Origin of the sequence: Dactylosporangium sp. NPDC051485 (assembly GCF_040682015.1) — a bacterium.
GTDB lineage: Bacteria > Actinomycetota > Actinomycetes > Mycobacteriales > Micromonosporaceae > Dactylosporangium.
In genome coordinates this window covers 1-18959 of record NZ_JBFAZW010000080.1, presented here as the reverse complement: position 1 = coordinate 18959, position 18959 = coordinate 1, and the positions used below count along the sequence as shown (strand labels likewise).

General features: G+C 69.9%; 17 protein-coding genes. 7 read left to right on the top strand and 10 right to left on the bottom strand.

The genetic code is table 11. The annotated features are described in order from the left end of the window. Positions 1 to 23: 23 nt before the first annotated feature. Positions 24 to 1598 (top strand): alkaline phosphatase D family protein, encoded by a 1575-nt coding sequence (locus AB0M46_RS35530; protein ID WP_363343430.1) that lies wholly within the window; start codon positions 24 to 26, stop codon positions 1596 to 1598. Here the strand turns inward: AB0M46_RS35530 and AB0M46_RS35525 are convergent. After that, entirely contained in the window at positions 1585 to 2226 is a 642-nt protein-coding gene (locus AB0M46_RS35525; RefSeq protein ID WP_363343428.1) for an HNH endonuclease family protein, read from the bottom strand. The two genes, AB0M46_RS35530 and AB0M46_RS35525, sit on opposite strands and share 14 nt — an antisense overlap. A gap of 415 nt (positions 2227 to 2641) precedes the next feature. Next, positions 2642 to 3517 carry an SDR family NAD(P)-dependent oxidoreductase gene (locus AB0M46_RS35520; RefSeq protein WP_363343426.1) on the bottom strand — a complete coding sequence of 292 codons (876 nt, stop codon included), beginning with the start codon at positions 3515 to 3517 and terminating at the stop codon, positions 2642 to 2644. Positions 3518 to 3583: 66 nt separating this feature from the next. On the opposite strand from AB0M46_RS35520, the gene AB0M46_RS35515 reads away from it, so the two are divergent. Both AB0M46_RS35515 and AB0M46_RS35510 read left to right on the top strand, forming a co-directional pair. Then, positions 3584 to 4012: a helix-turn-helix domain-containing protein gene (locus AB0M46_RS35515; RefSeq protein WP_363343424.1), complete on the top strand. Its 429-nt coding sequence runs from the start codon at positions 3584 to 3586 to the stop codon at positions 4010 to 4012. Beyond that, a complete protein-coding gene (locus AB0M46_RS35510; RefSeq protein ID WP_363343422.1) occupies positions 4009 to 4569 on the top strand; it encodes an SMI1/KNR4 family protein in 561 nt (186 codons plus the stop codon). The genes AB0M46_RS35515 and AB0M46_RS35510 overlap by 4 nt, the downstream gene beginning before the upstream one ends. Before the next feature lie 180 nt (positions 4570 to 4749). On the opposite strand, the gene AB0M46_RS35505 is transcribed toward AB0M46_RS35510, so the two are convergent. After that, positions 4750 to 5268, bottom strand: coding sequence for a hypothetical protein (locus tag AB0M46_RS35505; RefSeq protein WP_363343420.1), 519 nt, complete (start codon positions 5266 to 5268; stop codon positions 4750 to 4752). A 212-nt stretch (positions 5269 to 5480) separates the two neighbouring features. Then, positions 5481 to 5996 carry a hypothetical protein gene (locus tag AB0M46_RS35500; protein ID WP_363343418.1) on the bottom strand — a complete coding sequence of 172 codons (516 nt, stop codon included), beginning with the start codon at positions 5994 to 5996 and terminating at the stop codon, positions 5481 to 5483. A gap of 255 nt (positions 5997 to 6251) precedes the next feature. Here AB0M46_RS35500 and AB0M46_RS35495 point away from each other — a divergent pair, with 255 nt between their 5' ends. Next, positions 6252 to 6767 (top strand): hypothetical protein, encoded by a 516-nt coding sequence (locus tag AB0M46_RS35495; protein ID WP_363343416.1) that lies wholly within the window; start codon positions 6252 to 6254, stop codon positions 6765 to 6767. A 213-nt stretch (positions 6768 to 6980) separates the two neighbouring features. After that, entirely contained in the window at positions 6981 to 7532 is a 552-nt protein-coding gene (locus AB0M46_RS35490) for a DUF4304 domain-containing protein (protein ID WP_363343414.1), read from the top strand. A gap of 530 nt (positions 7533 to 8062) precedes the next feature. On the opposite strand, the gene AB0M46_RS35485 is transcribed toward AB0M46_RS35490, so the two are convergent. Continuing rightward, entirely contained in the window at positions 8063 to 9322 is a 1260-nt protein-coding gene (locus AB0M46_RS35485) for a hypothetical protein (RefSeq protein WP_363343412.1), read from the bottom strand. Positions 9323 to 9632: 310 nt separating this feature from the next. Between AB0M46_RS35485 and AB0M46_RS35480 the strand changes: the two genes are divergently transcribed. Beyond that, the gene (locus AB0M46_RS35480; protein WP_363343410.1) at positions 9633 to 10610 is read left to right on the top strand and encodes a hypothetical protein; all 978 of its coding nucleotides are present in this window, start codon (positions 9633 to 9635) and stop codon (positions 10608 to 10610) included. 1116 nt (positions 10611 to 11726) lie between these two features. Here AB0M46_RS35480 and AB0M46_RS35475 read toward each other — a convergent pair. The 4 genes from AB0M46_RS35475 to AB0M46_RS35460 form a co-directional block, all read right to left on the bottom strand. Further along, positions 11727 to 12659 carry a nucleotidyl transferase AbiEii/AbiGii toxin family protein gene (locus tag AB0M46_RS35475; protein WP_363343408.1) on the bottom strand — a complete coding sequence of 311 codons (933 nt, stop codon included), beginning with the start codon at positions 12657 to 12659 and terminating at the stop codon, positions 11727 to 11729. Next, entirely contained in the window at positions 12656 to 13369 is a 714-nt protein-coding gene (locus AB0M46_RS35470; RefSeq protein WP_363343406.1) for a hypothetical protein, read from the bottom strand. Before AB0M46_RS35470 ends, AB0M46_RS35475 begins: the two co-directional genes overlap by 4 nt. Before the next feature lie 64 nt (positions 13370 to 13433). Next, positions 13434 to 15188: a hypothetical protein gene (locus tag AB0M46_RS35465; protein ID WP_363343404.1), complete on the bottom strand. Its 1755-nt coding sequence runs from the start codon at positions 15186 to 15188 to the stop codon at positions 13434 to 13436. Positions 15189 to 15442: 254 nt separating this feature from the next. Continuing rightward, entirely contained in the window at positions 15443 to 16102 is a 660-nt protein-coding gene (locus AB0M46_RS35460; RefSeq protein ID WP_363343495.1) for a class I SAM-dependent methyltransferase, read from the bottom strand. Positions 16103 to 16288: 186 nt separating this feature from the next. Between AB0M46_RS35460 and AB0M46_RS35455 the strand changes: the two genes are divergently transcribed. Next, positions 16289 to 18205, top strand: coding sequence for a hypothetical protein (locus AB0M46_RS35455; protein WP_363343402.1), 1917 nt, complete (start codon positions 16289 to 16291; stop codon positions 18203 to 18205). A 7-nt stretch (positions 18206 to 18212) separates the two neighbouring features. Here AB0M46_RS35455 and AB0M46_RS35450 read toward each other — a convergent pair whose 3' ends face one another. Continuing rightward, entirely contained in the window at positions 18213 to 18602 is a 390-nt protein-coding gene (locus AB0M46_RS35450; RefSeq protein ID WP_363343400.1) for a VOC family protein, read from the bottom strand. Positions 18603 to 18959 lie beyond the last annotated feature (357 nt).

The following is an 18959-nucleotide window of genomic DNA, read 5'->3' as shown; positions in this document are numbered from 1 at the left end:
CCGTCGCCGCGAGAGTGAGCCCCATGCTTACGCGACGTAGTCTGCTGCTCGCCGGCGCCATCGCGCTCCCCCTCGCGGCGGCCGAGCCCGCCGCCGCCGGGTCGCCCCGCGGCGACAACCCCTTCACGCTCGGCGTGGCCAGCGGCGACCCGCTGCCCGACGGCGTCATCCTGTGGACCCGCCTGCTGCGCGCCGCCGGACCGCTGTCGGCCCGCCCGGTCGAGGTCGAGTGGCAGGTCGCCCTAGACGAGCGGTTCCACCGGGTAGTGCGCGCCGGGCACACCGTCGCCCGGCCGCAGCTGGGCCACTCGGTGCACGTGGACGCGCGCGGCCTGCAGCCCGGCCACGGGTACTTCTACCGCTTCCGGGCCCTGGGCGAGATCAGCCCGGTCGGGCGCACCAAGACCGCCCCGCCGCCGTGGCTGGACGGGGGCCGGCTGCGCTTCGGCATCGTCAACTGCCAGGACTTCCAGAACGGCTACTGGCCCGCCTACACCGGGCTGGCCGCCGAGGACCTCGACGTGGTGCTGCACCTGGGCGACTACATCTACGAGTACGACCCGCACAGCGCCTTCGCCGACCGCAACCACACCACGCCGCAGACGCCGGGCCTGGACCAGCTGCAGACGCTCGACGACTACCGGGCGCGGCACGCGCAGTACAAGGGCGACCCGGCGCTGCGGGCCGCGCACGCCGCCTTCCCGTGGGTGGTCACCTGGGACGACCACGAGACCGAGAACAACTACGCCGGCCTGGTCGACGAGATCGACGACACCGGCGCCCAGCACCAGTCGCCCGAGCAGTTCGCGCGCCAGCGGGCCGCGGCCTACCAGGCGTACTACGAGCACATGCCGATCCGGGCCAACCTGCGCCCGGGCAGCGCCGACCTGCGGATCTTCCGCCGGTTCGACTTCGGGCGGCTGGCGCGGATCAATGTGCTGGACACCCGGCAGTACCGCACCGACCAGCCCGGCGGCTTCCCCGGCGACTTCGGCCTGCCCGAGGCCGGCACCGGCAACGCGAACGGCACCCTGACCGGCGAGGACCAGGAGCGCTGGCTGCTGGCCGGCCTCGACCGCTCGCCGGCCCGCTGGAACGTCATCGCCCAGCAGGTCATGATGAGCCGGACCAAGCTGCCCAACCCGACCGGCGGCCTCCCGGCCATCCTGGCCAACCTCGACCAGTGGGACGGCTACGCCCCGCAGCGCACCCGGCTGCTCAAGCACCTCGCCGACGCCAAGGTGGCCAACCCGGTGGTGCTGGCCGGCGACATCCACTCGAGCTGGTTCAGCGAGCTCAAGCTCGACTTCGACCGCCCGGAGCAGCCCTCGGTCGCGGTCGAGTTCACCGCCACGTCGGTCAGCTCCGACTTCCCGGCCGCGTTCGACGCGCCCCTGAAGGCGGTCAACCCGGTGCTGAACCCGCACGTGAAGTACTTCGACGGCGCCAAGCGCGGCTACCTGCGCGTCGAGGTGGCCAAGGACCTCTGGCAGACCGACGCGCGCACCGTCGACACCATCGCCGAGCGCACGGCTCCGGTGTCGACGAGCGCGTCCTACGTGGTGGAGGCCGGGACCAGCACGCTCAGCAAGCGTTGAGCATGCCCTGCAGCGCCGACTTCTCGGCCGACTGCAGTTTCAGGCCCCAGGTGTACTTCACATTGATCCACATTTTCGCGTAAGTGCAACGGTACGAGGCCAAGGGCGGCCGCCACGTCGACGGATCCTGGTCGCCCTTGGCCTGATTGACGTTGTCCGTGACCGCGATGAGCTGGGGGTGGCTCAGGTCGTTGGCGAAGCTCTGCCGCTCCGCCGTCGTCCAGCCGCTCGCCCCGGAGCGCCACGCCTCGGCCAGCGGCACCACGTGGTCGATGTCGACGTCGGAGGCGGCTGTCCAGGTCGCCCCGTCGTACGGGCTGTACCAGCGCCCCGAGGTGGCGGCGCAGGAGCTGTTGGTGACCACGGAGGTGCCGTCCCGCTTGAGCACGGTCTCCCGGGTGTCGCACGAGCCACTGATGGTGATCCAGTGCGGGAACAGGGCGCGCGAGTACCCGCTCATCGACCCCTCGGCCGCCACGGTGAGCGCGTCGAGCTGCGTCTGCGCGGTGGCCTTGGACGGAATCCCGGGCGGCGTCGCCCCGGCCGGCGCGGCCGGCGACAGTGTGAGGGCCCCGGCCCCGGCCACCACGACGGCGGCCAGCACCCGCCCGACCCGACCGATCGACATGCGTGTCTCCCTTCGAAGCGTTGAGAGCACGCTGTCGTTCGGTGTTGAACGACCCGGGAAGCCCGAGTGACTCGGCATTGAAGATCTAGAATGTAAAGTGCGCCCTGCCTTCCCCCTTCCCCAAGCAGCGGGGGCGCGGTTAACGGTTGCGCCCCGGCCGGCGGCCACGCGGCGCCGTCCCCAAGCAGCGGGGGCGCGGTTCCTCAATGCCTTGATCGCCGGCGCCGCGCTCGGCGGGGCTCGCGATCGCGGCGGGCGTGCGCGGCCGGGGGCGTGACCCCGGCCGCCCCGGCCGAGGACCGGTTCGCACTCCTCGGCCACGAGCGGTCGGGGTGGCGATGACCGCGCGGATGTTCCTGCTGTCAGAGACACTGGCCCACGGCGCGAGCAAGCCTGCTTCGTGGCCGCAGCGGGCTCATCCGGCGCGTCCGGCGAACGGATCGGGACCGACGCCCGACCGAGCGAGCAGCCGCGCCGTCATCGCCAGCACCTGTTCGCCGTATGCGGGGTCACGGGATGCGGCGGAGGAGAGCACCGGCCGGCCCTTCGTGTAGTAGCCTCCGGTCGCGGTGTCCAGAGTGGGATCGCTGGCGAGCCTGACGGCGGTACTGGCGCCACGTTCGGGGCTGGACAGCAGAAACCGGGCCGACCCCTGGAAGAACCGGAACGCGCCGCCGTTGCGTCCGAATCCGGTGGCGACGTTGCCGGGGTTGGCGGCGTTGACGGTGATCTCGCGATGGTCGAGCCGGTGCGCGAGCGCATAGGTGAACGCGAGGTTGAGTAGCTTCGCGTCGCAGTACGCGTGCCATTGGCTGAACCGCTCCGGGTAGGACCAGTCGGTGAGCCGCCGGCCGAGGCGCTCCACCGTGGACGACACGTTGACGACCCGGGCCGGCCGCGCGGAAGCGATGGCGCCGCGGCGCAGCATGGGGAGCAGCAAGGCGGTGAGCGCGGCCGACGCGACGTGGTGGACCGCGATCGTGCGTTCCACGCCCTCCGGCGAGAGGTCCCGCCGCGCCGCCGCGCCGCCGGCGTTGTTGACCAGGACGTGGAGTCCACCTTCCGCCACGGCGGTGACCTGCTCGGCCAGGCCACGCACACCGGCCACGGAACCGAGGTCTGCCCACACCGGCACACCGTGCAGTTCGCGGGCTGCCGCCACAGCGCGTTCCTCGGTCCGGGCGTGGACGAGCACCCGCACCCCGGCGCGGGCCAGAGCGTGCACTGTCGCCTTGCCCAGGCCTCCGGATGCTCCCGTGACGAGCGCGGTCGTTGCTGATGATGTTGCCATGCCTACGAGCCTCGCGACCGCGGTACCGGATGACAACCAGGCACCTTCAGGGTATATAGGTACCTCGTGGATACTATCGCTGACCTGCGCCAGTTCGGCGGCGCGGATGTCTATCTGCGGTCCTGCCCGTCCCGTGGCGTGCTAGACGTGATCGGTAGCAAATGGACGGTGCTTATCGTCCCGGCGCTCATCGACCGTCCGCTACGCTTCGGTGAGCTCAGACGCAGGCTCGACGGCATCACCCAGAAGAGCCTCACTCAGGCGCTGCGCCAACTGGAACGCGACGGCTTCGTCAGCCGGACGCAGTATCCGACCATCCCACCCCGGGTGGACTACGCGCTGACCCCCCTCGGTCACCGGGTGGCCGGTCTGCTGGGCTCCATCCGCGACTGGGCCCAGGACAACCTCGTTGACGTGCTCACCGCCCGCGCCGACTACGACTCCCGCTCCGCCGAACTGCCGGAACAGCAGCGAGGCCACGGTGAGGCACCATGAACACCGACCACGCCGACCCGCACGAGCTTGCCGAACTTCGCGTCGCCCTTGACGTGGACGACGCTGGCGAGTCGGCGCTGGGCTGGTCAGGTGTCTACGCCTTCGAAGCCGAACATGGCATCGTGCTGCCGGAGCCCTACCGCACCCTCGTCGCCGAGATCACGGACGGGTCCTTCTCCGGGCCACCGGACTACGGCCTCCTCAGCGTCGCTGAGGTGCCCGACGATTGGGGCGACGACCGCCTGGCACGCATCCTGAGCCTTGACTTCCCACTGACCGAGGCATGGTTGTGGGAGGAAGACCCCCGACCGTACGAGGAACTGCAACCGTTGCTCGATCCGGTCTTCTACCACGGGTCGATCGTGCTCGGCACGGATGGCTGCGGGATGTACTGGCACCTGATCGTGACTGGCCCGCATCGCGGCCACATCTGGAACATCAGCGGCGAGGGAGCCGTCCCCTTCGGCGCCGAATTCGGTCACACCACCGGCACGTCCGGATTTCTCGGGTGGGTCCGGCATTGGGCGGCCGGCAAACCATGGTTCGATGCTCCCTGAATCCATCCACACGGTTCAGCGAACATCGACGACAGGTCGCGGCGCCGAGCCATCGTCTCCAGCGATGCCGCACGCTCATGGCCGACCGCGCGCCTACGCCTCCGTCTTGGCGAGCACGGCGGCGGCCATGATACGCAACTGCTGGAGGTAGTAAAGCTGGCGGTCGAGCGCGGCAGCAGCTCAGGATCGCCGAAGCGTCGGATGATCGGGTTCGTCGGTCGGCCACAACAGCCCGCACCGAACAAGGCGCATTCGAAGGTCGGCTTCTTGGGCGGCGGTCAGCGGCGCTCGGGGCAGGTCGAACACGGGCGGGCCGTCCTGCCAGAACAGGTACGCCTCCGGCCGCTCCTCGACGCGGCGAACAGCCCGCCAAGTCCATCGCTGCCAGGTTAGATCCGTGCTGGACTCGAGGACATCCTCGGTGATCACCCAGGTGCGGGGAGCATGCCATGCTGCTGGGACGGTCACGGCATCGACGAACCGGTGACGTGCCCCCAGTGCCATCAGTACCGCCACGGTGACTGCCACGATTCCCACGGCGGTGACCCGGGAGCCACTGCCGCCGAGCGAGGCGAACGCGCCGCCGACAGCCAGCACCCCGGACAGCAGCAGCGCCGAGCGGACCGAACGCCACGCGCCAGCCCGCAGCTGCGCCCGGAAATACTGCCGACTTCGGCTGTACGTGAACTCGATCCGCACTCGACGATGGTATGGCCCGGAGCCACCAAGTCCGACAAGATCATGTGCACTCACATGCCGCGATCCGATCGCTACGGAGCGTCACGGCAGACTGGGTTGCCCGGCTTCCGGACATGCCAATGAGCGTGCACGGCTCCTTGGCGGTAACCGAAGTTGCATTGACTGGTGTCGCTTGATGACCTGCTCGGCCGCCAGTGCCGGGCTGGAACACACTATTCCTGGACGAACAGCTCTCCGGCGTACGGGCTGCGATCAAGCCCGGGAACGTTGTCAAGCAATTGCTGCCGGCCGTACGAAAGAAATCCTGTCAGGGCTTCCAGGAACTCGGGCCGGTCCACCTGGGCCAAGCAATCCGGTTCAGGGTCCGCGGGTCGGACGCCATGGTCATCGCAGCGGTATGGATCAATGGCAGCAACCTCCACTCGCTCGCCGGCCACGGGGCGGAACTCGACGACGTCGGCCGCCTCGGTGAAGGTCAGTGTGTACGCCCTATCCGCGCGCAGCGCAGCGATCAGCCGGGCGACGGAGACGAGGAAGTCGAACAGCGGGACGCGGCGGCGAGGACCGATGACAGCCGTGCCGGCCACGGCCAGCGTCACGTACGAGCGGAAGACCGTGTAGTGCAGGTCCGTTTCGCTCAGCACGTCGCCCGACCCGCGCTGCGATGGCTCAAACAGATACGGAGACGACGGCTCGAAGTCTGTGTCCTCAGCAAGGAGTGCGATCATAAGCGTGCGAGTTCCTTGAGGCTAGTTGGGCTTCGCGGTGTCCATTCTCGCCGAGGCGGGACATCGACGTCGAGGCAGTGGAGCCGCCGAGGACACCCCGAGCATCAACACCATGATCGGATGCGCGCACATGCCGCGACCGGTGCGCGCGGGCGGTCACCGATCGTCAGGAACTGTGGCCGAAACGGCCGCGGTCCCAGGACCGAGTGTCCATTGAGGTCGCGTGACGCCGGGCCGGGAGGCGATCATGTGGCCATGCCAAAGCTGGCCTGCCGCTGCGGGTACATCCACAACCTGTCGCCGATTCCCGACGACGGATTCCAGGTCCTCCCCGATTGGGCAACCGACAAGCTGCTGTACGCGGACGCAACCACAACGGAAGAGTGGGAGGTAAGGCAGTTGCGCCAGGCGGCGCTGAGCCGCCTGTACTCCTGCCCCAACTGCGAAGCAATCATGTGGGACAAGGCCGGTGACGGGCAGTACCGCACCTATGTGCCGTGCGAGCGGATGATCAGGATCTTCGCCGACCTGGCCGACCGCGACGAGTTCGGCGGCATCCGACTTCGCCATCCGCAGACCATGGCAGACATCGAGCGGCAGCACCTGCTACTGCACCACGGCGCGTACGTCGTCGTCCACGATGGACACGGCGAGGTGTACACGTGCCTGAACGAACCGCAAGACGAGAACGGCGAACCAGTCGACGGCACGTGGATCGCCCGGCCTCTCGACGACAGCGATGTCGCCCGGATCCGCGCCTGGGACCACTGAAGCCGACTTCCGTCAAGATCACGTGCACTGATCTGCCGCTGAGGGCGCGCGCCGGCCTCGCCCGCCGCCGTCACCCTCCGTGTCTTCCGAACCGATCACGCTGCCGCGCTCGGTCCTGCGACGAGCGTGAGCGCTGGTCGCTCAAGATCGATACACGCGCCGTGCCCCCTCAGGGTCCGCGTCCTCGGTCTGCGTTCGATATACCGTGATTGCGTGGTGTCGGAGGTGCGGCGGGCGTTCAACCAGATGATGGCTGGGCAGGTCGGGCCGTTTCTGCGCGGGCACGGGTTCCAGGACCAGAAGAAGGGGCGCTTCCTGCGCGTCGTCGACGGCGTCGGTGCGGCCTCTCTGTGGTTTCAGAACTCCAACTATCCCGGGCTTGCGCCGTACTACATCAATTTCGGCGCGGGCACGAAGCGCTGGATTGCGTGGTCCGGCGGCAGGGTCGAGGACGGCCTCGGGCAGCTGTCCGGACGCATCGACCCGCCGCCGGAGTTCGCCTTCGCTCCTGGCGCCGACATGTGGAGCCTGCGGACGCCGGAGGCGGCGGCCGAGCACGGTGCCGGGGTGTGCCGGACCTTCGACGAGGTGGTGTTCCCACGGCTGGCGGCGCACCTGGAGTACAACGCGGCCCTCGAGGACGCGGCCGGTCGTGGCACGCCCGGCCAGGAGCCGCCGCGGTGGCGCGGCGTCGTCAACCGGATGATGTACCCGCAGCACCTCGACAACTACTTCGCCTGGCTGCGGGCCGGCCGGGCACCCTAAGCGACGTGCTCTGTAAGGGTCGCGTGTCATAGGCTTCGATGGTCACGACGCCGCACCCGGTCCGACGATTACCTCGCTGGTGGCGAGCTTGCCGGAGGCAGTGTGCAGCGGTGCGCCCCAGCAGCCGGTCCGTCGCGCCGAGGATCGTGCCCGTAGGGGACCGCAGTCGTGCCTACCGATCTTTGGACGGTGATCTTGGTTTCCGCTCATGCCGCCGTTGGTGCGCGCCAGCCGGCCGTGCGCGTGACAGGGGGTGACCGGCACGACGAGGCCAAGGCTTCCTGTCGTGCCGAATTTGGCGAAGCTCGTCGCCCGGTGCCGCACCTGGCATCGCCGCGTCCGCCGCCGGGCGCCCACCGCCGTCACGCCTCGCACCGCCACGCCTCGCACCGCCACGCCTCGCCGCGCCCATCGTCTCGACTCCTGCCGCCGTCAAGATCTGCGCCGGCAGCCGATACCGTCCAGGATGTTGGCCGTCCGGGTCGCCGGGCGCCGCCGTCGTGCCGACGGCGGCGTCGGGAAGCGGCGCGTCAGTCGAAGGTGACCTTGATCTTGCTCGAGGCGTCGAGGCCGACGTGACCCTTCGGCTGGATGGTGATGTCGCCGGACTTGCCGTCGAACTTGCGGCCGTCCGACAGCGTCCAGACGACGGACCAGCGCACGACGGTGTCACTGCCGGTGAAGCGCATTTCGCCGCCCGCCCCGGATGTATACGCAATGGTGGGCAGCTTGGTGATCGTCAGCGTGGCCCCGGAGGTGGCGACCATCCTCCCCGGCGTCATCGTCATCCCCTCGAGCGCCTCGAGCGGAGGGTTCCCGATCATGTCGATCGAGGTCAACGTCCCGGGAAGGGCCGGGCAGGACGTGGGCGTGCCCGGGGTACCGGCGGCGACCACGAACTGCGGGGAGGCGGCGCCGAAGCAGGTCTGCAGCGCGGTGTTGATCGCCGCGTCGGCCTTGGGCTTGGCGTCCGCCGACATGGTGGGCGCCGGCAGCGTGATCACGGCAACGTCGTCCGCCGCCGGCACGACCGTGACGGACCGGCCGTCGAACAGCTCGTTCGCGGGGGTGGTGACGGCGTACGCCCCCGGGAACGCGGGTCCGTTCTTGGCCGGGTCGACCGCGACGCCGTTCACCTTGACCTTGAGCTTCTCCGCGTCCGACAGGTTCGTGAAGGACAGCTTGACAAGCGGATTTTCCAGTTGGTACTGCCGTCCGCGGCGCTGCGCGTCGAGGGTCTGCGTTACCGTCGCGCCGTTCGCCTGGTACTGCACCGTGATGGTGGCCCTGTCCCCGGACTGGGCGACGTGGATCACCTTCATGTGCTGGGGCCGCGACGCCGGGTCGACCAGGGCGGCGCCGCTGAGCAACAGGTCCGCGGTGGGCAGCTCCGCGGCGAGCGAGCTCTTGTCGACGTCGCGCAGGGCGCCGAAGGCGTCGCCCGCGGCCAGGCGGGCGAAGTAGTCCTCCGCCACGCCGCGCGGGTCGGGATGCAGCAGCCACCAGGCGGCCCCGCCGCCGGTCACGATGCTTACGAGCAGCACGGCCGCGGCGATCAGCGCGAGGCGCCCCCGCCCGCGGGACGGGACGGGCTCGCCGCCCGGCTCGTCGTCATCGTCGTCATCCGAGGCGGCCGGCTCCTCGGCGGAGCCCGGGGCGGCCCGCTCTGCGGGGGCGAACGCCTCCTCGTCCGCGGCCGCTGCGGCCGGCTCCTGGCCCGCGGCCGGCCTCTCTTTTTCCTGTATCGCGACCGGCTCGTCGATCGAGGCCGGTTCAGCAGCGTCAGTCACGGCGGGAAACAATAGGTGACCCGCCCGCTGCGCGCTGCCCGCACACGCCACCGCCCAGGCTGCTGGCATGATCATGCGACCGAGCGTGACGGGTCGGGCGTCGACGTGATCGAGGGTGTGCAGTGGGACTGTTCTGGGCTGCGGTGGTCGCCTGGTGTGACGAGACCGGGGCGGAGCTGGAGCCGAACGCATCACTGCGCGTCATCGAGCCCACCGGGCCTGCAATCGATCATGTGGCTCAGCCAATCGCGTGGTGTGGTTGAAGCGGGCCCTGCCATCATCGGTGTCTCCTCAGTGAAGCGGAGCGTCCATGATGACGGTTGACTGGTGGCAGCTGCGGCACGCGTACGGCCGGGCGATAGACACCCCGGAGCATCTGCGCGCGCTGGAGTTCGGCGATGCCGAGGCCCGCGAGGCGGCGCTGGGGCACCTCCAAGTCGCGGTGCTGCATCAGGGTTTCCCCGAGACCGCGACTGCGCCGGCCGTCCGGGCCGTGACCGCGCTGCTCGCCGAAGGCCGGGCGCACCCGGACACGGTCGATTCGCTCGTAGCGTTTCTGGGTGACGCGGCCTCGAGCGTCACCGACCTGGCAGGGAACCCTCACTTCGCCGAGGAACTGCCAGACGTCGCCGATGCCGTGGCAGCGGCATACCCGGTGGTGCTTGCGCTGCTGGAAACGTCGGTGCCTGACCGCGCTCTGTTCTATGCGGAAAATCTCGTGGCGATCGCCCGGATGGCGCCACTGATAGACCGGCGCGAGGACCTCGCTGCCGTCGTCAGCGACTGGCTGCAACGCGGCCCCGGACCGCGAGCCCCTTGGGTCCGCTGCCTCGGCCAGCTGGGCGTGGATCTCCGCGACCTGCTCTTTGACCCAGACCCCGCGGTCCGGCTGCGGGCCGCGCTTGCCCACGAGGACGATCCGCGGAGCCAACAGCTGGTCCTTGCCACACTGGCGGGGCCGCCGCCTCCAAGCCTGCACCAGTTTGAACTCGTCGCCGCAGCGATCCGCATCGCCCCCGACTTCGACAGGATCGCAACGGCCGCTTGCGAGGTTGCCAGGCGGGACAGTTGGACCGGGTTCGACGACGGGTGGGGCGCCATAGTGCGCTTTGCGTTTGCCGAGCCGTACGGCCCGGGCCGGCCATTGACCGACTCACAGCGTGCGCTCCTTCGGGCTCTGGTCGTCAACGACCAACTCTGGGATCCGAAGAACGGGAGCTGCGGGCTGGTATTCAAGGAGGCCGGGTTACCACGCGACCGGGATGCCTGCCGCCAGCTTGCCCAGTGATGAACTCTCATGATCCGGGCGTCCTGATCTGCCGCCGTCCGTGCGAGCCGTGGCCTGGAGCTAGCTCCGTCCTGGCGTGCTTCCGGTCGGCGTGGCCTTCCCGCATTTGATACCGCCCCGGCGCGGTGTGGGGCGCCAGGACCCTTCGCGGGCCGCCTACGCTGTCGGCCATGATCGAACGTTCGACCCATCAATGGCGGCGAGTGACGGCGGAGCAGGAGGCGGCGGTCGCCGCGGGGTCACGCTCCGTGCCTTTCGCCGGATTGCGCCGGCGCTCGGTCCTGCCGATGAGCACGTATTCACTGCAATGCTCCGCCGGTGGGGCGTTGGGATGGCGCTCGACCTTTCGCAGGCTTCGGCGGAATTGACAGCCGGCCGGACGTGGCAGATGCAAGAACCGGCTGCGATACGCTGCCGGTGAGCGCGGATGGCGACCGATTGTGCGACGCGTTGCCGCACCGGCGGGCCGGCGTGACGGCGGCGGTGGTGTTGGTGCGCGACGGCCCGCGCGGGCGCGCCCGGACGCTGCCGTGCCGCCCTTGCGGCCCGGTGCGGGATCGGCGTGGTCGGCGACGACCCGGTCGGCGGGGTCTTCGCGGCATTCGGCCGCCGCCAGGTGACCGCCGGCAACCCCCTGATCCGGCCGTCGCTCGGCCTGTTCGGGCGGTAGCGTCGGCGGGACCTGCGTGGGGGCCGGGTCGGGCCGCTGATCGTCGGCCGCGGTCACCGGCGGGACGCCACCATGGATGCGGCGTAGCTTCTCGGCGTGCCTCTGAGCAAGGCCCCACGCTCGATGCCGCTCATGTTCCCGACGGAACTGCTCCGTCGCCGGACAATAGCGCCGAGACCTGGTCCGGTCACGCATGGCAGCCAATTCCGTGCGACTGAAGAATGACAGCTGCCCCATGAGATTTATTATCCCCTACCTCGCCCAGAATCACCGCCCCGAACGGTAACGACAATGTCAAATGGTGCACGCTCATGCCGCCGAGAGCGCTCTGGCGTTCATCCCCGCCGGTGACGTACGGTGATACATGGCCGTCTTTCCCGACCAAGGCTCGCGACGTTGCCGAAGTGGCGCGTCCTCCTGCGGGCTGGAGGGGCAGTCGGGGGTCGTTAGGGGTGGTTGGCGTCGGGGTCGTGGCGACCGGGTAAGAGCGGTTCGAGGGCGCGGGCGAGGCGGTCGAGCCAGTCTGTGGTGGCCTCCTGCATGGAGGGGTGGTTCGTGACGGTCCAGGTCCTAACCGTCGCCGGGTCGAGTTCTGCAACGCCTGGCATCCGGCGTAGCCGTGGCGACAGCCGGATCCCGGGCAGTTCGGCCAGGAGCACGGCGTCGTGGAGGTCCTTGCCGTCGCCGTCGCCTCGATCGGCGTGGTCGGCGACGAGCCATTGAAGTTTCCAGGCCAGTGACAGCGCCGCGCTCGCGGTCCAGAGTGCGGTGGGGGTGCCGTCGATGCGCGGGATCGCGGTCAGCACCGCGGGCTCGGGCAGCGTCTCGTCGTAGGCGAAATCGATCTGTACCGCACCGCCGTCGAACGGCACCATGACACGCACGCCCGTCCCGTCGTATCCCGTCGTCTCATAGCTGTAGCCGAAGGCGGCGTCGAACTCGGCTCGTGCGGGGTCGAGCCGCACCCCGTCGGGTGTCAGCGGATGAGCTTCCAGCAGTTCGAGCAGATCCATGTGCGGCCGGTCGGGCTCGATATCGTCGGCGCGCAGCCAGCGCAACCCGTCCGGCGGCAGGCGTGGCCGGTGGCCCTCGGCATCGTAGTCCTGTGCCGCCCACAGCTCGTCTCGTGGCCTGCGGTGCACGGTCTCCGGCGCGCTACGCACGCGGTGCAGCCCGTCCACATACGGGTACGGCCACCAGCGATCCTGGGGCTGGACGGCTATCGGCCGCACGATCCAGTCGAGGTCGGCAGGTTCGCGCGCGTGCGGTCCCACCCACGCCAGCATCGTGACGCTGCCGCGCAGGATCAGCGCATCCGCCAGGGGCGAGTCACCGATGAGGGCGAGGATGTGATCGATCGCCGAGCGGTGCGGATTCATGCGGATATCCAGCCGGCGTCCACAGCCGGGTTGCTGTCCAGCACGACGTACTCCTGTTCGACCTCGACGATCGTGAGCCCGGCCGAGGTGAGTTCCGCGAGCAGTGCGTCGAGGCGGCGGCGTGCTTCCGGGCGGCCACAGCCGCGGCAACGCTGGGTGACGAACCGCTCATGGTGCCCGTCGGGGTCACCGCGGCGGGCGTTGCGGGACACATGCGCGGTGTGCCGCAGGCTAATTCGCCGGGCCAGATCGATACCGGCTCTATCGACGACCAGCTTGACGTGGTGCTCGAAGTATCGGTCCGGTGGGGCTTCCGCATCGAGCTGTAGCACACCAACGTTGAACGGCGACGCCTCCACCTTCACCCGCACCACCGTGAATCCGTCCCCGGCCAGCCGCTCCTCCCAGCCGTGCGCCTCGGCGGCCACGACGGCGAGCCGACCGCGGGTGCGCAGCGTCAGCATCGGCTGGTCGGGAGTCACACCGCGGTCGAGCACGATACGGGTGTACTTCAGCCCCTGCGCCACGGCGAAACCGGCGAGCCGCGGATCGGCCAGCAGCGTCAGATGGATTTCGAAGTCCCCGTCAAGCACGCCAGCGAGGCTAACCCCCTCGACAGGCCAACCGGCGGCCATCCCCCGCAAACCACACAAGGTGAACAGCCAGGCGCGGCTCGGCGTACGCCGCCTCCAGGCCCGGGTGGCGCTCACCCTGCGCCTGCTCGGCGGCCTGTCCACCTGCGGCGGGCCGAGGAGATCTACCGGCGGCTGGTGCTCAGGTCATCTTGAGCAGTTGCCAGCCGGCCCGGCGGGGCGGGTCGTCGCGGGGCTCGGCCGGGTACTGCCAGCCCTGGTTGGTGCCGAAGAAGAGGTACTCGTCGCCGATCGGCAGTACGCCGCGCACGCCCCAGTTGCAGGCGTTGTTGAAGCCGGTTGTGGTGAGCGGGTGGGCCGGGCTGTCGGCGTCGTCGAAGACCCATACCTGGCCGGCGGCGCGCTCGTCCGGGAAGGCGAACCGGCGCAGCAGCTGCAGCTCCACGTTGGACACCTGGTGGCCGAGCACCTCCTCCAGCAGGTGGGTCTCGGGGTTCAGGGTCAGGTCGCGCAGCACGCGGGCGGTGTGGAAGGTGCCCATGTACAGCTTGCCGCGGAACACGGCGGCGCCCCAGCCGACGTACTCGTTCCAGCGGTCGTCGAACCCGCCCGCGCCGAACTTCGGGTCCTGGTGCAGCAGGTTGTCCTGGCGGGTCCAGCCCTCGGTGGCGGGGTCGTAGACCCAGTACTTGCGCTCGCCGTAGAGCAGCTCGATCTCCTGGTCGGCCTCGCCGGGGCGGCGGATCCGGTACACCACGCCGGCCGGTGAGCTCTTGAGGTACGCCAGCGCCAGATGCGGCAGCGTGTGCTTCGGGATCTGCGGGTACTTCGCGATGTGGTGCGTCATCGCGGGCTCGACGCTGGGGACGCCGAAGGTGGCGTACACCCAGCCCTCGTAGGACGTGACGGCGAAGGAGACCATGGTGCCCGCGGTGATCGGGTCGGGGAAGAACCCGGCGGCGGTGAACACGAGCGTCCACTTCGCACTGTTCGATGTGGACAGGTCTTCCAGCGGCGGGCTGACGTACACGCCGGCCGCCTCCTCGCTGCCGGTCCCCGCCCACGTGCCGGTCACGAGCCGTCCATGGTGGACGGTGAAGTACGCGGGCTGGTTGCCCAGCCGGCCGACCTCCTCGAACCGGAAGGGGTCGCGCGGGTCGCCGGTCCAGCGCTGCACGGCGCCGGTCGGAGGGTTCGGTCCGGAGCCGGTGCCGGGGTCGCCGGGGTGGGCCAGGCCGACGCCGAAGTACAGCCGGCCGTCGGCCACCACGAAGTTCTTGAGGTTGTCCCACTCCGGGAACCGTTTCCAGCCCAGGAACTTCGCGTCGTGGGCCCGGTAGGCGAGCAGCACCACGGTGCCGCCGGCCTGCGCGCCCTGGTCCAGCGCGGTCTCGATGCCCCCGACGAACACCACGTCGCCCAGCGAGCCGGCCGCGCGCAGCCCGACGACGTCGTCGATGCCCGGGAACTCGGCCCGGGTCGGGGTGCGCTCGACGCTTTCGCCGGTTTCGATGTCGTACTGCCAAACCTGCACCGGCATCGCCTCGCCCACGATGCCCTGCGCGGGCCCGACGTGGTGCACGGCGTTGTAGGAGCCCTCGAACTCGACGGTCACGTGCTCCGGGTCGTGGAAGGGCCGGGTCAGCGTCGACAGGCCGGCCGCGGCGAAGTCCGGCGAGACGGTGGCCATCCCGGCGCCGGTGGCGTTCGAGGTGGTGCCCCACCACACGCTGCGCCCGCGGTCGTCGGCGGTGAAGGCCCAGATGTACTGCTGCGTGGTCTGCAACACGCCACCCTCGCGGCACGTCCCGTCGGGTCCGACCGGCTCGGTCGGCTCGCCGAAGCCGAACCAGCAGCGGTCCGGCTGCGCCTGCGCGGCCACGCTCACCCGGTGCCGGCGGTCCTCGCCCGGCCGGCCATCTGCTCCAGTCTTCACGCGGCCGCTGCTACCCCGGCACGCGGCGACTACTCCGCCCCGCCCGCCGCCCATTTCGCCCGCAGACTGCGGATGCCCCCGCCCGCCTTCCGTTTCGCCCGCAGACTGCGAATGGCCCCGCCCGCCGTCCATCTCGCCCGCGGACTGCGGATGGCCTCTCGACCGGCTCCGGAGGGCGGGCCAGGTCGCCCGGGTCCATCAGCCAGAACCACAGGGGTCGGCCCGACGGGTGACGGCCTGCAACGTGCGGTCGGTCAGGAGTCCAGCGGCCGGCGGGCGATCGCGATGACCGACTGGCCGAACGGCGGGCGGAAGCCGCGCTCCATGAGCCGGGTCAGCGGGGCGACCGTGGTGTCGTAGAACTTGACCATCGCGCCCGGGCCGGGCATCTGCTTGAGCAGGCAGGTCGACACGTAGTACCCGATGAGGCCCAGCGAGTTGGCGTAGTGCAGCTTCACGATCTCCAGGTCGGCCGCGCCGAGGGCCTCGCGCATGGTCTTCTTCGTGTAGCGGCGCACGTGCCCGGTGGCGATGTCGGCCGGGCCCATCGCGAACGGGAAGGCCGGCACGACGATGACGAGGTGGCCGCCGGGGCGCACCAGGGAGCGCATGGTGCGCAGGCCGCCGATGTCGTCGTCGATGTGCTCGAGCACGTTGTAGGAGATGGCCGCGCTGTGCTCGCCGCTGACCTCGCCGGGCAGCAGCAGCTCACGCACGGTGACCCCGGGGTGGTCGGCGAAGCGCTCCTTGAGCGCCACGATCCGGCCCGCGTCGGCCTCGGTGAGCGTCATGCGGGACGTGTGCTCGAGCCACTCCGCGGCGTAGTCGCCCAGACCGGCGCTGACCTCGATGGGGTCGTCGCCCAGGTACGGCGTCGCGAAGGCGACGAACCACTTCCGGTGGTTCTTGGCCATCGCGAGGCCTTCGAGCACCTCCGACTGGATGCCCTGATCACCTAGGATGGCCGCGTTCGGGTCCGGCACTGTCGCACCCCTACGTGAAAGCCGATCGTGTCTGGCAGGAACTGGCGTAGTGTATCGGCGCCGATAGTCCCCACGCCACTCCTGGGATCGGCCACGAGCAGCGTCTATGGTGACACGGTGAATCCTGGGGACAAGGCCGCCGAGCGCCGCCACCTGGCGGCCGCGCTGCTGAGTTATGTGGCGTTCGCCGTGGTGGTCCTCCAGCACCTCTGGGCCGCCCCCCAACGGCGCCTGATGGCCGACAACGGCCAGGACCAGGTGTTCTTCGAATGGGTGCTGACCCACGCGGCGCGACTGTTCACGCACGGCGACAACCCGTTCTTCACCGACCAGCTCAACGCACCGCTGGGCGTCAATCTCATGGCGAACACTTCCGTGCTCGGGCTCGGTCTGCCCCTGGCCCCGATCACGCTATTGTTCGGCGCCGGTACGACATTTGTGCTAATCGATACCATAGCGCTCGCGGCCACGGCCGGCGCGTGGTATTTCGTCCTTTCCCGGCACGTGGTCGGTTCCCGCATCGCCGCATACGTCGGCGGCCTGTTCTGCGGCTTCGCCCCATCGATGATCTCGCAGAGCACCTCGCACCCGAACATCGCGGGCCAGTTCCTCATCCCGTTCATCGTGTGGAACGTCCTGCGCCTGCGCGACCCCGGCCCCCCACTGCGACGAGGACTCGCACTCGGCGCGGTGGTGCTCGTCCAATGCTTCATCAACGAGGAGATCCTGTTCCTCACCGCGGTCGCCCTGCTGATCTTCCTGTTGGCGTACCTCCACCCGCGCGACTACGCCGCGGCGATCCGCAACGCCGCGCCCGCCCTCGGCATCGCAGTGGCGTTCACCGCGGTACTGCTCGCTTACCCGCTGTACCACCAGTTCGCCGGCCCGCAGGCCTATCACGGCCTGCCGGACTTCGTGCATACCTTCAGCACCGACCTGGCGTCATTCACCCGATTCAGCAGCCGGTCCATCTTCGCGCCGGACAAGGTCGACTGGACCGACAAGATGGGCGGCCGCACGGAGGAGAACACCTTCCTCGGCCTGCCCCTGGTCGGCCTGCTGGCCGCCGCCGCGGTCGCGCTCGTGCGCGTCCGCGCCGCCCGCGCGGTCATCATCACCGCCCTGGCTTTCGCCGCCCTCTCCCTGGGTTCGGACGTCAAGTACCAGGGCGAGGAGACGGGCTGGACCGGGCCGTGGCGCTGGATGCACGAGCTGCCCCTGCTCGACTCGGTCGTGCCGACCCGCCTGGCCCTCGTCGTCACGCCCCTGCTGGGCGTCTTCCTGGCCCTGCTCATCGACCGCTACGTGGTCGGCCCACGCCCCGCCCCCGCCCCCGCCGCGCCGGTCGCGTCCACGCACCCCTCAGACGCCACCGATCTCCCCCACGCCGGCAGCGCGCCCGTCTCCCCGGAACCCGCTCACCACGCTCGCGGCATGGGCGCCGCCATCTCCGACAGCTCCGGCGCGGCGGCGACGCTCGAGGCGCGGCCCCAGCCGGACGACGAGGAGACCACGCCCGCGGCCCGCTGGCTGTGGGCCGTGGCCCTGGCGGTCGCCCTGTTCCCGCTGATCCCGACCCCGCAGCCGGCCAGCGAGCGCGACGCCGTGCCGGCGTTCTTCACCAGCGGCGCCTGGCGCAAGACCATCCCCGCCAACTCGACGGTCGTGCCGGTCCCGCTGGACTGGTACACCGCCCTGGACGCGATGCAGTGGTCCACCGAGACCGGCCTGAACATCAAGATCGTCGGCGGCTACTTCCTGGCCCCGGACCCGAACGACCCAAAGGGCACCGCCATGTACGGCGCCGTCGGCCGCCCGACGCTGAGCCTCCTCGGCAGCGTCGGCAACGACGGCAACGTCCCGCAGATCACCCCGGAGCAGCAGGCCCAGGCGCGCGCCGACGCCGACTACTGGAAGGCCGACTTCGTGGTCCTGCCCGACCGCCAGGGCAACAGCGAGGCCATCCACCAGGCCGGCGACCGGCTCTTCGGCCCCGCCGAGCACGTCATGGACGTCTGGATCTGGCGGGTCTGACCCGGCATCACCGCCCCGGCTGCCCGTTCCAGTCCACGAGCTGCACGATCACGCCGTTGGGATCGCGCACCTGGAACGCCCGCTCCCCCCACTCCTCCACGGTCAGCGGCATCGTGATCGCCACTCCCCCTTGCTCGAGCCGCGCGAGCTCCCCTTCGAGGTCGTCGACCACGAACGCGAGGATGACCCCGGCGGCGTGCACGTCCCGCTGATCCTCGGGCAGCGTCCCCAACCCCTGGCGCAAGAAGACCACGTTGTGCCCGACGTCCTCCCGGCTCAGCGCCGCGAACCCGTCCGCCGCCATCTCCTCCCGAAACCCGAACCACTCCTGCAGAAACCGGCTGGACGCCGCAACATCCCGGACGTTGAACGACACAGCAGAGGCACTGACCCGCAAAATCCCTCCCTCACACCAAAACTCTATACACCGTATGTCGAATCCGCCCCCACTGCCAACCCCAAGACCAAACCCGGGCATCCGAGCAAGCCTGTCGGATGTATCCCCCGACAGGCGGCATGAGGGAGAGGGGAAGGCACAGGGCATTCCGGACATAAACTCTGCCAGGCGAAAAATCCGATAAGTCGTGGCGCGGAGCGCCCGACTTATCGTGAGGCCCTACGGCCCTCCAGCCTCTCCGGCATCTCCGGCCCGACGACGGCTAGGTGACTGGTGCTAAACGCGGGCTGATTGGTGACGCCGGTCAGCCCGCGTTTGTTGTTGGGGCGAGGTCGGGTTCGGGAGGTGCGCGCGGAT